Source organism: Fluviibacter sp. (genome assembly GCF_057744235.1).
Genome location: NZ_JBIJFP010000014.1, coordinates 31,295 through 46,335 on the forward strand (window position 1 = coordinate 31,295; position 15,041 = coordinate 46,335).

Sequence of the window (15,041 nt, forward strand, 5' to 3'; positions counted from 1 at the left end):
GAGGGGAGTCCTGACGCGATATTGCAGTGAAAATACCTAAGACGGGATAAGATAACGCCACCATGCCGCTTAAACCAAGTTTTTTGTCACCCGATCTGTTGCTGTCCTCGCTTGACCGCCGGTCCATCTCTCCGGCCTTCCGTCGGATGCGCCGAGGCGGCTGGCTGGCCGCGCTTCTGACCGCCGGTACCGTGTGTGCGGAGACACCCGCAGCACCCGCAAGCGCTGCCGCGATGGATACGCCGCCCCAGGTCGTGTTCGAAGTCGTGTTGGCGGAGATTGCCCTGAAACGCGATAAGCCGCAGGTTGCGCTCGCGGCTTACGCCGATCTGGCACTCAAGTACAACGATCCGGAAATTTTCCGCCGGACGATGGAGATTGCTGCGATCAATCGCCAACCAGATCTGATGCTGGAAGCCGGGCGTCTGTGGGTTCAGAAAGAGCCGGACTCTCTCGAAGCCCTGAACCTGTTGTCCTCGACCCAGATTCTGCTCGGGCGTTATTCGGATGCGCAGCCGATACTGCAACGCTACTTTGCGCTGTTGCCGGAGGATCGTCGGGGACCGGAATTTCTGCGCCTGAATCAGCGTTTCCCGGCACAGGCAGACCCGCAACGCGCTCAGCAACTGGTGGATACGGTGACGGCACCTTATCTGTCGATGCCAGAAGCCCAGTTGGCACGCGCGCAGAGCGCCATGCGCGCCGGTAATGATGCCGCAGCCATGGAGGCTGTAGGCAATGTACGTCGCCTCCAACCGGCCTCCGAGCCCGGCATCTTGCTGTATGCGCAGCTAGTCGGCAAGCGTTCGCCCGCTGCGGCGCTGGATGCGTATACCGAGTATCTGACGCATTATCCCGATGCAGCACCAATCCGGGCGCTGTACGCACAGCAACTGCTGGTGACGGGAAAACTGGCCGAAACGCGTGCCCAGGCACGGATACTGGTGGAGCAGCCAAACATTAATCCGGAGCCGTTGTTTGCGGCGGCCGCCATTGCTGTGCAGGCGCAGGATCCGGCGTTGGCCGTGCGTGCGTTGCAGCGTTTGCTGACGATCGATTCGGTGGATACGTCACTGATTGAATACAACCTGGGCCTGGCCTACGAGAGTGGCGCCGAACTGGCGCGTGAGCGCAAAGACAGCGCGGCGTTGACTGCGCAGGAATCGGATGCGATTCTGCATTACCTGAAAGTGCTGCCGGGCGAGTACTATGTGCCGGCCCGTTTGCGAGCGGCCAATCTGCTGGCGCGGCAGGGTGATATGAAAGCAGCGCAGGCGTTGCTACAAACGACGCCGGCGCGGAATACATCGACGCGTGTCGAGTTGATCCTGGGGCAAGCCACGCTGCTCCGCGATAGCGGTGATGTGACGGGGGCTTTCCAGCTGATCGAGCAGGCACAGAAGCAGTATCCTGCGAGTGTGCCTTTACGCTATGAATACGGTATGTTGGCTGAGCGTGCTGGCAAAATGGCGCTCTTTGAAAAAACCATGCGCGATGTGATCCGCAAGGATCCGAATTTTGCCCAGGCCTATAATGCCCTCGGCTTTACCTTTGCCGATAAGAATATCCGCCTGAAAGAGGCGCGCGGCCTGCTGGAAAAGGCCCTGTCGTTGTCGCCCAACGATCCATTTATTCTCGATAGCATGGGCTGGCTCTGCTACCGGGAAAAAAACTTTGGTGTGGCGCTGGATTATCTGAACCGTGCCGCATCGTTGCGGGCCGATCCGGAAATCATTCTGCATCAGGTGACGGTGCTGAAGGCGATGGGCCGTGTCGAGGAGGCTGGTCGTGTCTGGCGTGCCGGGTTGCAACAGTTCCCGGATAACGACGCGTTGCGTTCGGGCGGGCAGGCGCTGGGCTTGGATTCGGTGGCACCTATCGTGCCCGGTCGGTCGTTATGAAGGCTTTGCCGAAGCGCCGGTGGTTGTGGCCCTGTGTGCCGTTGTTGTTGACGCTGTTCTCGGCGGCATGTGCCCATGTGCCAGGCCCTGAGACACCGGTTCAGGGGGTTGCTGCGACCGCGCAGCAATGGCAATTGGGTGGGCGCTTTGTGGCTGGGCAGTCTCAGCCACAGGATGGTGGGGGCAGTGAGCCCGTGGCCGGGCGTTTTGCCTGGCAGCATCAACCCGGGGCCGATACGCTGTGGCTGATTGGGCCATTGGGGAACGCGCTGGCGCGGGTGGATATCTCACCAACGGGTGTGCGCTGGCAGGATGCGGCGGGTAAGCGTGGCGAGGGTACGAATCTGCGGGCGCTGGGGGAATCGCTGGCGGGCATCCGTTTGCCGGATGTGGCGGCAGACGCCTGGCTCCGCGGCCGATGGTCCGTCGCAGATGTGTTACAGCGCGATGCACAGGGGCGGGTGGTTCAGGCGCGTGCCGGTGGCTGGCAGTTCGATTATCGCTATGGTGCGCCGGCACCAGCATCCTGGCCGCTGGCCGTGGAAGGCCAGGGGCCGGAAGGTCTGTGGTTACGCGTCGCGCTGACGGAATGGGACGGTGTCAGCGACCCCGCTGAACAGCCGGCCCCCTGATGGAGCCAACCGTCGAGTTTCCATGAGTTTCAAAACGCCCGCACAGTTACCAGACCCTGAACTGGCCATGCGCTGGAACTGGTCCTCCTCCTACCCGGCGCCAGCAAAGATCAATCTGTTTCTGCATGTCACCGGGCGCCGACCGGATGGGTATCATACGTTGCAGACGCTGTTCCGGTTTGTGGGTTTGCAGGATACCTTGCGTTTCGTGCCACGGAGTGATGGCCAGGTTGTGTTGGCGAATCCGATTCCCGGGGTGCCCCCTGCATCAGATCTGAGTGTTCGCGCTGCCGAGGCTTTGCGTCAGGCGGCGGGTGTGCACGATGGTGTGAGCATCCATCTGGAAAAGCGTTTACCGATGGGCGGTGGGTTAGGGGGTGGTAGCTCCGATGCCGCGACGGTGTTGATTGCGCTGAATCATTTGTGGCGTTTAGAGGGGTCGCAGACCGAGTTGCAGGCGTTAGCATTGCCGCTGGGGGCCGATGTGCCGGTGTTTGTGGGCGGGCAGGCCGCATTTGCCGAAGGCGTTGGCGAAGCTTTGACCCCTGTACACCTGCCGGCGGCATGGTATCTGGTCGTGTACCCCGGCGTCTCGGTGCCCACTGCCGCGATTTTCTCGTCGCCAGATCTCAAGCGCGATACGCCGAGCATGCCGGCGAATGATTGGGGACAGGGGCTGCGAGAGGATGCCGGGGTCGGCGCGAACGATCTGGAGCCTATGGCGGCCGCGTTGTACCCGGCGGTGGCGCTTGCGCTGTCTTGGTTGAACGACCAGCCGGAAACCCGTGGCCGTGTTCGGATGAGCGGTTCAGGGGCCTGTGTCTTTGCCGTTTTCGACGACGAGGCTGTGGCTATCAACGTGCTGGACAGGCTGCCTGCTGCCCAGGGCTGGCAGGCTTGGGTGGCCCCCGGCCTGGATCGCCACCCTTTGTTCGATTTGATTCCGGGCTGAGCCCTGAGATGAGGAACCGGAGTGCTCGGCTGGCCGTTTCAGAAAAAGCACGGTTGGGGGGTGTGCAATCCGGATTTTTTGGATATAATCTTGCCCTCATCTCCGTAAGGGGGTGAATGTTGGGGAGTCGCCAAGCTGGTTAAGGCACCGGATTTTGATTCCGGCATGCGAAGGTTCGAATCCTTCCTCCTCAGCCACCGAATTCCGGGCAGTTGCCAGAAGCAGCTGCCCATTTTGTTTGTGGCGTGTTTATAACGTACCGCGTGCCGTCGACGGGCACACCGATTGGTCCAGGAAACCAAAAGGATAATCGCATCATGGCCCTCCAGAACCTGATGGTCTTTTCCGGCAATGCCAACCCCAAGCTGGCCGCCGACGTTGCGCAACGTCTGGGCCTGCCCCTAGGTCAGGCAGACGTTGGTCGCTTCTCCGATGGCGAAGTCAGTGTCGAGATTCAGGAGCACGTGCGTGGTCACGATGTTTTCGTCCTGCAATCGACCTGCCACCCATCGAACGATAATCTGATGGAACTGCTGGTGATGGTCGATGCGCTCAAACGCGCCTCAGCCGGCCGTATCACCGCTGCCATCCCGTATTTTGGTTACGCCCGTCAGGATCGCCGTTCACGTTCAAACCGCGTGCCGATTGCGGCCAAGCTGGTTGCCAATATGCTGGTGGCGGCTGGCGTTGACCGCGTGATGACTATGGACCTCCACGCGGAGCAGATCCAGGGCTTCTTCGATATCCCGGTCGATAATATCTATGGCCTGCCGATTCTTCTGGAAGATGTGCAGAACAAGCATCTGGAAAAGCCCATTGTCGTGTCGCCGGACCATGGGGGTGTGGTGCGCGCCCGTTCCCTGGCCAAGCGCCTGGAGTGCGATCTGGCCATCATCGACAAACGTCGACCCAAAGCCAACGTCTCGGAAGTGATGAATATCATCGGTGACGTTAGCGGTAAAGATTGCATCATCGTCGACGACCTCGTGGATACCGCCGGCACGCTGTGCAAGGCTGCGGCAGCGCTCAAGGAAAATGGTGCCCGTAGCGTGACCGCCTACTGTACCCACCCGGTGCTGTCGGGCGCTGCAGTGGAGCGTATCAACGATTCCGTACTGGACGAGCTGGTGGTGCTGGATACCATTCCGCTCACCGATGCTGCGCAAAAGTGTTCCCGCATCCGTCAATTGTCGGTTGCAGAGTTGCTGGCGGAAACCATCCGCCGCATCAGCAAGGAAGACTCTGTCTCCTCGCTGTTCATCGACTGAGGCATCCGCCCCGGTCATTTAACCGGACAACCTGGTCGCGGGTTGTTCAATATCTGGAGTAAGTCATGAACTTTGAATTCAATGCTACCAAGCGCGAACTGCAGGGATCGAGTGCGAGCCGCCGCCTGCGTCGTGCTGGCCGTGTCCCCGGTGTCATTTATGGCGCAGGCAAGCCGGCTGTGTCCTTTGACGTTGATCACAACGACATCTATCAGTGCCTGCGCAAGGAAGCTTTCCACGCGTCTGTTGTCACTGCCAATCTGGATGGTGTCAAGGAACAGGTCCTGCTGCGCGACGTGCAACTGCACGCCTACAAGCCGCTGGTGCTGCACGTTGATTTCCAGCGTGTTGATGCCAACACCGAAATCCACACCAAGGTGCCGCTGCACTTCGTGAACGGTGACGTTTGCCCGGGCGTTAAGCTGCAAGGCGGTATCGTGAGCCATGTGATCACCGAAATCGATGTCGCTTGCTTGCCGAAGGCACTGCCAGAATTCATCGAAGTGGATCTGAAGGCCCTGGAAATGGGTCACTCGATGCACGTAACCGATCTGAAGTTGCCCGCTGGCGTGCGCGTTGTTCAGCACGGCGCAGGCAACCCAGTCGTCGCTGCTGTGATGGCTGTGAAGGGTTCTGACGCCAGTGCCGGCGCTGCTGCCGACGAAGGTGCTACACCTGCTGCCTAAGTAAACTATGCCGGCTTGCCGGCACAGTGCTTAAAAGCCGTGTCGGTTCGCCGCACGGCTTTTTTTATGGAAATACGCTACGCTACGCCCTATGATTAATGCTGAAATTCAAACGCCTAAAGCCGCTGCAAAACCCAAAGCACCCGTAGTGCTATCGCCTATTCGCTTGCTGGTAGGGTTGGGCAACCCCGGCAGCGAATATGAGCGTACGCGTCATAACGCCGGCTGCTGGGCGCTGGATGAAATGGCGCGCGTGATTGGTGCAACCAGCTTTAGTGCAGACAAAAAAATGAAGGCGGATGTTGCGTCAGCCAATGTCGATGGACGCAAAGTCTGGCTGATCAAACCGCAAACCTATATGAACTGTTCGGGCCAATCAGTGGGCCCCTTCGCACGCTTTCACAATATTCTACCCGCCGAAGTGCTGGTGCTTCACGATGAATTGGATCTGTTGCCAGGCCACTTGCGCGTTAAGTTGGGTGGTAGTAGCGGTGGCCACAATGGCCTTAAAGATATTCAGTCTGCGTTAGGGACGCCCGATTACTGGCGTTTACGCATCGGTATTGGCCATCCTCGCTCTCTGCAGCTTAACCAGGGCGTGGCCGATTTTGTGTTGCACCGGCCACGGCAGGAAGAGCAGATCGACATTGACCGGGCTATTGATCGTGTGAGCGCACAAACGAATGTGCTTTTGCGCGGTGATATGGCCGAAGCGCAAAAGCGTTTGCATGTGGCCTTGTAAGTTTATCGGCACATTTAATTTGAGCAACGGTTATGGACCGCTGTTGAAAGGGTTCTTTGCTGGGGTTCTGCTCTTATGTGCGCTATGTGGCCTGGCAGCCCCGTCTAACGCACATGCCGAAGACCTAATCAGCCATCGGGCTTTTTACGAAGACCGAAGTTCACAGCAAACTTTTGAGCAGATTCAGTCGCAACCCTTTCAAGCGTTTAGTGGTTTAATTAATCTGGGCTTTACCCGCAGTGCGATCTGGGTTCGGGTGCGTATTGAGCCGGGCGCAAAGAGCCTGGTGCCTTGGGTAGATTTGCGCCTCCAACCGAGTTTTCTGGATGAGGTTGTCGCCTACGACCCATTGATCACAGGCAATGTACCGATGGCGGTGACCGGGGACCGCTATCCCTGGGCTAGCGATCGTTATCAGTCACTTAATTTGAATGTCTTGTTGCCACAGGCCGATGTGGCGAGAGACATCTGGCTGCGCATGACTACCACCAGTACGGCCATGCTCTATCTTACGGCGCTACCACTCACTGAGGCGCTGGCTGTCGATTTAACGCAAACGTTGCTGAGTTCGTTATACCTTGCCCTGCTCGGGGTTTTCGTTCTTTGGGGGCTGGTGGAGTGGGTGCGTCATCGTGATGCGGTTATGGGTACCTTGGTGCTGAGCCAGCTGATTGGTTTGCTCTATGTGACGGCCTATCTGGGGTACCTCCGACCGTTGTGGCCGAGCATGGGGTCTGGGCTTACGCCTGATGTCGTGACCTCCGTTCTGATTTTGTTGTTGACACCAGCGGCTTACTTGTTCGAATGGCGATTTCTGCGGGAGTATTGCCCAAAGCGCTGGCTGATTGGCCTTTACCCGTTGGTTTTGAGTATTTATGCAGCACTCCTAGTGCTATATGCGATGGGCTACGAGCGGCTGGCATTAAACATCAATATGTCATTCGTACTGCTGCTACCCATACTAGATGTGGCAACACTGTGGAGCGCACGTCGAAGTACGGGATTGGCGCATGAACCACCGGTATCTTGGCGCACCGCTATGATTTTTTACATAGGACTCTTCGTTGGTCTTGTGGCGATGAGCCTGCAGTTTCTGGGGGTGCTCCGAGCTGCTACCCTGTCGTTGTATGGGTTTCTGGCCTACTGTTTGTGGACGGCAGCGCTGCTGATGTTTATGGCGCAGCTTCGTGCCCGAAGAATCCAGCAACAACAGGCCGCACTGGAACAAGCGCTGCGTGAGACTGAGGTCGTCGCTGCCTCTGAAAAGCGGTTGCGCGAAGAAAAAGAGCACTTTCTTGCGATGTTGACGCATGAACTGAAGTCGCCGCTCGGCGTGATCGATATGACCCTAGGGGCTAAAAATTTTACCCAGGAATTACGTCAGGTTGCAGAAGACGCAGTGACGGACATCAATGCCGTACTTGATCGTTGTCTGCAGACGCAACGAATTGAAGAGGGTATCGTCAAAGCAAATCGTGAGCAATGCGATGTAGGTGCCGTCATGGCGGATCTGATCGGCCGATCGGCTGCACCTGCCGTGGTTCAGCTTCGTGTTGAAACATCGACCGGGGTTTTAACCGATATGACATTACTTAAAACCCTGTTGAGCAATCTCCTGGATAACGCGCTGAAATATCGTGAGCCGGATAGCCCCGTGCGGGTTCGTGTGTGTTCGGCTGACCTGGGTGAAGGGCCTGGCATTATCGTTTCTGTAGCGAATACCCCGGGGGCTGCCGGCTGGCCGGATCCAGAACAGCTTTTTGCCAAGTATTATCGAAGCGCCGGTGCGCATCGGGTCACGGGTTCTGGCCTTGGGTTGTATCTCGTGGCGCAGCTTGGCGAGGTCCTAGGGTTTCGGGTAGCGTATGTCCCTACAGAACGGCAAGTAATCTTCACCGTGAGCATGCCATGTTGACCGTGGTTCTCGTTGAAGATCATGATGCCTTGCGCCTCGCGACAGGCAATATCCTGCAAGATGCCGGGTATCGGGTATTGGCTGGGGCGTCGGTTGAAGAAGTCGAAGGGCGGGCCGATCATGCTGCAGTTGATGTCTATGTTCTGGATTTGAATCTTCCGGGTCGTGATGGTGCCGATTATGCTGCGTCAATCCGTCATGCTAATCCGCAGGTTGGCATCATTATGTTTACTGCGCGGGCAACACCGGCAGATATTAGCCGAGGCTATCAACAGGGTGCGGACGTATACCTAACCAAACCTGTGGCGCCCGAAGCGTTGGTAGGGGCGATTGAAGCCCTGGGTCGCCGTATGTATCCGCTTGGTGTCCCGCGTTTTGATTATGTGCTGGACGCTTGTCAACAAACGCTGAGCGGGCCTACAGGCGTTGTGGCGTTAAAGCGTACCGAGCTTGCCCTGCTGGCGGGGTTTTTAAAGGAACCAGGGCAGACTCTGGAAACCTGGCAGGTGTCTGAGTATCTTGGACAGGAAGAACTGAACAAACCAAGCCTTGAGGTGCAGCTGGTTCGGCTAAGAAAAAAACTTATAGAAGCAGGCGCGCAGCCTAAATCATTGCGCGCGGTGCGTTTGTCTGGGTATCAGCTGTGCCTGCGCATACGTTTTGAGTGAGTGATTTCCCTGTTAGGTTTTTGAAGGTTTGGTCCGGTTGAACGTGTAAGAATTGGCCAAGATTATTCTTGGTGCCTATCCCGTTAACTGTCATGTTCCGAACGATGCGTCCTCTAGGTCGTTTGTGGCCATTTTCGCTGAGTATTCTGATAGTGATGCCTGCATTAGCAGTAGATAATCAGACCGAGTCGGAAAAAACCGTACAGGAAGAAGTCCTTTGGCCGGATCCGCAGCCGAAAAAGAAAGAAGAGCTGCTGATTTCAGAAAAAGTGCTGAATGCACACGAAGACGTTGCAGCAATACCAATTACCTACAACTTTGATCAGAAAGTGGGACAAGCACATCAGGGCACCACGAATTATATTAATGCGCAACCTTACGTGCCATTTCGTTTGTCCGAAAACTATAGTTTTGTTCTCTATCCGTCATTTACTTACCAATACTTCAACAACTTCGACGGAATAAATTCGCAAGCATTCAAACCGATTGTTCTGCAGACATTTTTTACGCAATCCGGGCAGACTACTTTGCGTACATCATTCGGCGTAGGCCCCATGATGGTGATACCAACCGGGGCAGGCTTGGAGTTTGGTACGCAGCAGACAGGTGTGGGATATACCTTTGGGGGTTTTCACCGAACAGAGCGCTGGGTTGTGGGGTTGCTCGGGTATCAGTCTTTTGGTGTTAGTCCGCCACAAAAGCTGCCGCCGTCAGCAAACTATGTGTCGGTTCATCCCACCATTAAGTACATCACTGCCAAGGCCGGGAGCATTACATTGAACTCGGAAGCGACTTTTCATACGGATGGCCAGGGGAATAGTGTTCCGATTAATCTGATGGGCAGCAAGATTGTGAGCTTCGGTAACCAACCCTTGCTGCTAACGCTTGGCGTTCGTTATTGGGCAGTCAGCACCGGTTACGGTGGGGCGCAAGGGTGGGGTGGCCGGATTGGTGTGATGTATTCGTTTGCCGACTAATTTGAAAGAGATTTAGGTTAATCAATAGACAGGAGAAGATGATGAAAAAGTTTAAGTGCCGAGCACCCTTGTGTATGGTCACTCTAGCGGTGATTGGATTTGTTGCCCCTGCTGTTGCATCAGCAGATGTATCGTTACCGCCGTTCTATGAGGCTGTGACCAAGATGCAGCCAGTGGGTAAGCTGGGGCAGGTGATCAAGAAAGAAAAAATTGCGACACCCGTGCCAGGTGCTCAGGCCTGGCGTATCGCTTATATTTCATCCGATGTAAATGACCGCAAGACAATTTCAACAGGCTTGCTGGTGGCACCAACTACTAAAGCCCCCGCGAATGGGCGCCCAGTCGTTTCATGGGGTCATGGCACAACGGGCACGGCACAAAACTGCGGCCCATCCCAGGCCGTAAATCCGGCGGTGGCGTTGAACCAATACTTTTTGATGAGTGGGAATTCATGGCTGGATTACGGCATGCCCGCTCTGGAAGAGTTTATTAAAGAAGGCTATGTGGTCGTTGCGAGTGACTATCAGGGTCTCGGCGGTGGGGGCAAGCACCAGTACGTGGTGTCTGCAACGCAAGGGCGCGATGCAATCAATGCGATTCGTGCAGCCGGTTCAATCAAGGAAACCGGTGCAGGTAAAAAAGCACTGGTTTACGGATGGTCACAAGGTGGCGGCACAGTCTTAGCGGCTGCGGGCTCGCCGGATTACATCAATCAGAAGGGTACCGCGTTTGATGATATCGAAATGGTGGGCTTTGTTGCTATGGCGCCACCAGACTTCCGGTCAATGGCACCTGCAGATGGATTAACGGATGCCGAAGCAGAAAAAATGTTAGCCGGGCTCTCCACGACTTTTTCAAACAACGTATTTAATTTCACGCATCTGGCTATGAACTTATGGGCTACGCAAGCCGCATATCCGGATCGACTGAAACTATCGGATCTTTATTCAGCAGAAGGTGCCGCGTCCGTTGATGAAATCATGTCGAATAAATGTGTACATGTGGCATCGGATACTTTCACCTATACGTATGGTAATGATTACGCTCGGCTCATGAAAGCCAAGCCGGATAATGCCAAAGCCTGGGCTGACGCTATATTGAACGGCACCGTTCCAGCTGCAAATCCGGTTGCGCCTGTGATTGTGTACTGGGGAAGCAAAGATACCGTCGTGCCACCGGTCATGGGGCAGCTTTATCGTGAGCAAATGTGTAAGCGTGGCGCTAACGTGGCACGTGTGCAGGTTGGCGATGCCACCCATTTCGGAACGCCTGCGGCTTCGCAACCCTTGTATCTGCCTTGGGTCAAAGACCGCTTTGCTGGTAAGCCGGCGGCCGATGGTTGTGTCGATCAGTAATTGCTAAAGGAAACCTCATGACTACCGTTGCTGAATACGTTATTGATCGTCTTGCTGAACTTGGCATTGATTGTGCTTTCGGGGTGCCTGGAGACTTTTCGTTCCCATTCGACGATGCCATTGACGCGAGTGATCGCGTTCAATGGATCGTTTGCGCGAACGAGCTTAATGCAGCCTATGCAGCTGATGGCTATGCGCGTATTAAAGGCGCTGCGATTCTGTCAACGACCTATGGTGTTGGCGAATTGAGTGCTTTGAATGGTGTTATGGGGTCCAAAGCACATCGACTTCCGGTGTTTCACATCGTTGGTTCGCCCAGCACCCGTGTACAGAAAAAAGGGCTGATTACACACCATACCCTGGGTGACGGGGTCTACAACAATTTTGCAGGCTTATCCGCATCTGCAGCTTGCGTTGTGGCCAACCTGACGCCAGAAAACACGATTGCAGAGATGGAGCGTGTGATTAAAGAAGCCTTTCTTCATTCAGCGCCTGCCTACATTACCGTGCCTATGGATCTTGGTTTGATGCCGGTGATTGGTGAGCGACCAGAAAAACTCGTGACCCGTGCAGATTGTCAGCAGGGAATCAGCATGCAAGGCGAATTGGATGCGGCAGTCTCATGCATTTTAGACAAGCTGGCGAGTGCAAAAACCGCAGTGGCATTGCCGACTGGGTTCCTTGCAACCCGTGGATTGCAGTCCTTGTGCGAATCTTTCTTGAATAAAGTTAATTTGCCATTTGCGACGACCCCTATGGATAAGGCTGTACTGTCCGAGGCGCACCCCAGCTATCTAGGTTTATATGCGGGGGCAGGATCAGTTCCCGAGTCATTGAAAGACTGGGTTGAATCGGCAGATGTCGTATTAGATATTGGTGGCGTTGTATTTCTTGATTTCAACACCACAATCTGGACGAGCTCGATTGATCAGGACAGGCTCATTACGATTGGTGACCAGTTTGTCAGAGTAGGCCAGAAGATCTTTACAGGCATTGCTATGGGTGATGTGCTGCAGAAATTGGTCGATAAAGCTTCATTTAAAGGAACCCAAACCCCCCAGCTTGGTTATCCCGAAAGCTCGATAACCGACTCATCAGAAAAGTTTGTATGCTCCAGTGACTTTTACCCGCGCTTGCGTTCGCTTTTGAAGCCAGATGATGTTTTGGTGGGAGAGACAGGTACTTGTCTATTGCATATGAACAAGTTGAGACTCCCTGATCGAGTAGGTTTTCAAAATCAGACCTTATGGGGGTCTATTGGTTGGGCTACCCCGGCCACGCTGGGCATTAGCTTGGCAAACCAGTCCGGCCGAACAATTTTGGTGACGGGGGATGGCGCACATCAACTTACTGCCAATGAAATCGGAACGATGGGTCGTTATGGCATTAACCCAATTATTTTCGTGCTCAACAACGGTATCTATGGTGTAGAAGACGTGCTGAGCGAACTCGGTCATGTCTATGATGATCTTGCGGCCTGGCAGTTCCATCAATTGCCTGCAGCGATGGGTTGCGGCAAGTGGTTTACGGCTCGATGCGCCACCATCGAAGCATTGGATGCTGCGATAGCGCATGCTGATTCATTTGATGGCGCTTGTTATATCGAGGTCATGATTCCAGCAAGTGAAAGTAAGCCTTTGCCAGAGCAGATAAAGCAAAGTCTTTATCAGACTAAGACACCTACTTAAGTTCAAAAAGGAATAGAGATGCGCTTTAAAAACAGAGTCACAATGAATAGTATGTTTTACGCTGCTGTTGCATTTGTTGCTGCTGGGCTGTCGCCATGCGCAACAGCGGAGGTGTCATTGCCACCATTTTATGATGCAGTGACCAAGATGCCTGCAAAGGGGAAGTTAGGCCAAGTCATAAAAAAAGAATCCGTATCGACACCGATACGCGGTGCACAGGCATGGCGAATTGCATATATCACTTCAGATATGAATGATCGCCCCACGATTGCAACAGCATTAGTGATATCTCCAACGGCAAAGGCTCCTGCAGATGGTCGCCCGGTGGTTTCCTGGGGGCATGGCACCACAGGTACGGCTCAGAACTGTGGACCATCTCAAACCGTCAACCCAGCTGTTCCGCTTAATGAATATTTTTTAGTCGGTGGAAATTCCTGGCTAGATTACGGTGTTCCGGCGCTGGAGGAGTTCATTCAAGCGGGATATGTTGTTGTTGCTAGTGATTATCAAGGTTTGGGTGGCGGCGGCAAACACCAATATTCAGTGGCACTCACCCAAGCGCATGACACGATTGATGCTATCCGTGCTGTGGGTTACATGAAGGAAACCGGTGCCGGTAAGAAAGCGATTATTTACGGATGGTCGCAAGGTGGGGGTGCTGCCATTTCTGCTGCGAGTGCTGACGACTACATTCGACGGAATGGCACAGCCTTTGATGACATTGATCTCGTTGGATTTGTTGCCTTAGCCCCACAAGATTTATCGGTAATGGCCCCTCAGGGAGCGCTTACGGAAGCATCGGCTCAATCCATGATGTCTGGGTTGTCAAAGACGTTTACAAATAACCTCGCAAATTTTACGCACCTCGCTATGACGATGTGGGCAACACAAGCCGCATTCCCAGACAGACTAAAGCTAACCGATCTCTATACCCAGGAAGGTGCGAACGTCCTCGACAATGTGTTGTCTAACAAATGCGTTCATGTTGTGTCTGACACACTTAAGTACACCTATGGCGATAACTTCTCCAGCTTAATGAAGCCAGAGGCTGAAAATGCAAAGGTATGGGCTGAAGCACTGCTTGCCGGCGCAGTCCCTAATCAAAAGCCTGTGGCACCTGTTGTGATTTATTGGGGTGCCAAAGATGTGGTGGTGCCACCAGTAATGGGCCAGCGCTATCGCGATCAGATGTGCAAAATGGGTGGGAATGTGGCACGAGTCGAAGTGGGTGATGTTACGCACTTTGAAACGCCCGCAGCATCAAAGCCTTTGTATGTGGCATGGATGAGTGAGCGTTTCGCCGGCAAACCGGCTGCCAATGGTTGTGAAGCTAACTAAAAACCCGATTGTTGCAGCGGTTGGCGTGTTGCTCTGTGTGGCTGCCCATGGCGGCGACCAGAGCACATACTCGATCGGCTATCTAAAAGTCGAGAACGAAACCGACGATTACAATCGGCTGCGTATCGTGGAACTTTGGGGATACAACAACTATCAAGGCAATGCCAGCTATAGCGAGACACTCCGATTGCGTTATTACCAACCGATTGATGTAGGACGTTGGCATGCGACGATGCGTTTAGATACGGCAGAGGTTTGGAACCGCGGACCATCCTACGCGGCCGAAAACAACGGTCAACACAGCCCAGGTAATACGATGATTACGATTTGGGGAAACCATCCCCATGTGTTGCCGGAGCTGGGGGTTAACGTAGGAGGGCGAGTTATTTTCCCTTTTGGTAATAATGGACAGTGGGCGATAGGCCCACAGCTGGGTTCGGTATTCCGGCCAACAAACCCTGAATCAGTTCTGGCGGATATATCGCCAACTGTGCGTTATATGTATGGCTTCGATACGAAAAACAATTCATTTGCAGTAAATCCGCAACAACCCCCATTGCTACGTAACCTTCAGATTTACCCAACCTTTGGTATTCGATTGAAGCCTGGTACGCAGCTGAGATTTTGGGATGAGAATGGCTTGCAGTACAACACTCAGGGCGATAGTTGGTTTATTCCAGCAGATGCCATGTTGACGCATGAGTTGAACAAAGAGTTCCTTGTTGCGCTGGGTGGTAGCGCAAAGCTGGTGAGCACCTATCAGCAGTACAACTGGTCGGTGTATGGCAAGGTTGTAATGACCCACCGAAAGTTGCACAGGTTACGCTGCTAACGGGTAGTTGTTAAAGGTTGCTGCTGGGGTTTTCATACCAAGGGCCTGATGTGGCCTCTGATGGTTGTAGAAAGTAATCCAGTCACC

At 54.4% G+C, this 15,041-nt stretch carries 14 protein-coding genes and 1 tRNA gene; 14 read left to right on the top strand and 1 reads right to left on the bottom strand.

The window, feature by feature from the left end; genetic code table 11:
• The first annotated feature begins 62 nt into the window (after window positions 1–62).
• The 14 genes from AC3GOJ_RS07770 (at window position 63) to AC3GOJ_RS07835 (ending at window position 14,954) form a co-directional block, all read left to right on the top strand.
• Entirely contained in the window at window positions 63–1,901 is a 1,839-nt protein-coding gene (locus tag AC3GOJ_RS07770; protein WP_488236895.1) for a tetratricopeptide repeat protein, read from the top strand.
• The gene (locus tag AC3GOJ_RS07775; RefSeq protein WP_488236896.1) at window positions 1,898–2,533 is read left to right on the top strand and encodes a lipoprotein insertase outer membrane protein LolB; all 636 of its coding nucleotides are present in this window, start codon (window positions 1,898–1,900) and stop codon (window positions 2,531–2,533) included. Before AC3GOJ_RS07770 ends, AC3GOJ_RS07775 begins: the two co-directional genes overlap by 4 nt.
• A 22-nt stretch (window positions 2,534–2,555) precedes the next feature.
• On the top strand, window positions 2,556–3,485 hold the full coding sequence (gene ispE / locus AC3GOJ_RS07780) for a 4-(cytidine 5'-diphospho)-2-C-methyl-D-erythritol kinase (RefSeq protein WP_488236897.1): 930 nt from the start codon (window positions 2,556–2,558) through the stop codon (window positions 3,483–3,485).
• A gap of 120 nt (window positions 3,486–3,605) precedes the next feature.
• A tRNA-Gln gene (locus AC3GOJ_RS07785) sits at window positions 3,606–3,682 on the top strand.
• A gap of 120 nt (window positions 3,683–3,802) precedes the next feature.
• On the top strand, window positions 3,803–4,753 hold the full coding sequence (locus AC3GOJ_RS07790) for a ribose-phosphate pyrophosphokinase (RefSeq protein ID WP_488236898.1): 951 nt from the start codon (window positions 3,803–3,805) through the stop codon (window positions 4,751–4,753).
• 65 nt (window positions 4,754–4,818) lie between these two features.
• The gene (locus tag AC3GOJ_RS07795) at window positions 4,819–5,439 is read left to right on the top strand and encodes a 50S ribosomal protein L25/general stress protein Ctc (protein WP_488236899.1); all 621 of its coding nucleotides are present in this window, start codon (window positions 4,819–4,821) and stop codon (window positions 5,437–5,439) included.
• 91 nt (window positions 5,440–5,530) lie between these two features.
• On the top strand, window positions 5,531–6,181 hold the full coding sequence (gene pth / locus AC3GOJ_RS07800; RefSeq protein WP_488236900.1) for an aminoacyl-tRNA hydrolase: 651 nt from the start codon (window positions 5,531–5,533) through the stop codon (window positions 6,179–6,181).
• Complete coding sequence (locus tag AC3GOJ_RS07805) at window positions 6,168–8,096, top strand: sensor histidine kinase (RefSeq protein WP_488236901.1); 1,929 nt, start codon at window positions 6,168–6,170, stop codon at window positions 8,094–8,096. The genes pth and AC3GOJ_RS07805 overlap by 14 nt, the downstream gene beginning before the upstream one ends.
• Window positions 8,090–8,764: a response regulator transcription factor gene (locus AC3GOJ_RS07810; RefSeq protein ID WP_488236902.1), complete on the top strand. Its 675-nt coding sequence runs from the start codon at window positions 8,090–8,092 to the stop codon at window positions 8,762–8,764. Before AC3GOJ_RS07805 ends, AC3GOJ_RS07810 begins: the two co-directional genes overlap by 7 nt.
• A gap of 68 nt (window positions 8,765–8,832) precedes the next feature.
• Entirely contained in the window at window positions 8,833–9,741 is a 909-nt protein-coding gene (locus AC3GOJ_RS07815; RefSeq protein ID WP_488236903.1) for a hypothetical protein, read from the top strand.
• A 41-nt stretch (window positions 9,742–9,782) separates the two neighbouring features.
• Window positions 9,783–11,096: an alpha/beta fold hydrolase gene (locus AC3GOJ_RS07820; protein ID WP_488236904.1), complete on the top strand. Its 1,314-nt coding sequence runs from the start codon at window positions 9,783–9,785 to the stop codon at window positions 11,094–11,096.
• 17 nt (window positions 11,097–11,113) lie between these two features.
• A complete protein-coding gene (locus tag AC3GOJ_RS07825; RefSeq protein WP_488236905.1) occupies window positions 11,114–12,784 on the top strand; it encodes an alpha-keto acid decarboxylase family protein in 1,671 nt (556 codons plus the stop codon).
• 18 nt (window positions 12,785–12,802) lie between these two features.
• Complete coding sequence (locus AC3GOJ_RS07830; protein WP_488236906.1) at window positions 12,803–14,122, top strand: alpha/beta fold hydrolase; 1,320 nt, start codon at window positions 12,803–12,805, stop codon at window positions 14,120–14,122.
• Window positions 14,103–14,954, top strand: coding sequence for a hypothetical protein (locus AC3GOJ_RS07835; RefSeq protein ID WP_488236907.1), 852 nt, complete (start codon window positions 14,103–14,105; stop codon window positions 14,952–14,954). Before AC3GOJ_RS07830 ends, AC3GOJ_RS07835 begins: the two co-directional genes overlap by 20 nt.
• Here AC3GOJ_RS07835 and AC3GOJ_RS07840 read toward each other — a convergent pair.
• The coding region (locus AC3GOJ_RS07840) for an integrase core domain-containing protein (protein ID WP_488236505.1) at window positions 14,943–15,041 on the bottom strand (99 nt) is incomplete at its 5' end. The two genes, AC3GOJ_RS07835 and AC3GOJ_RS07840, sit on opposite strands and share 12 nt — an antisense overlap.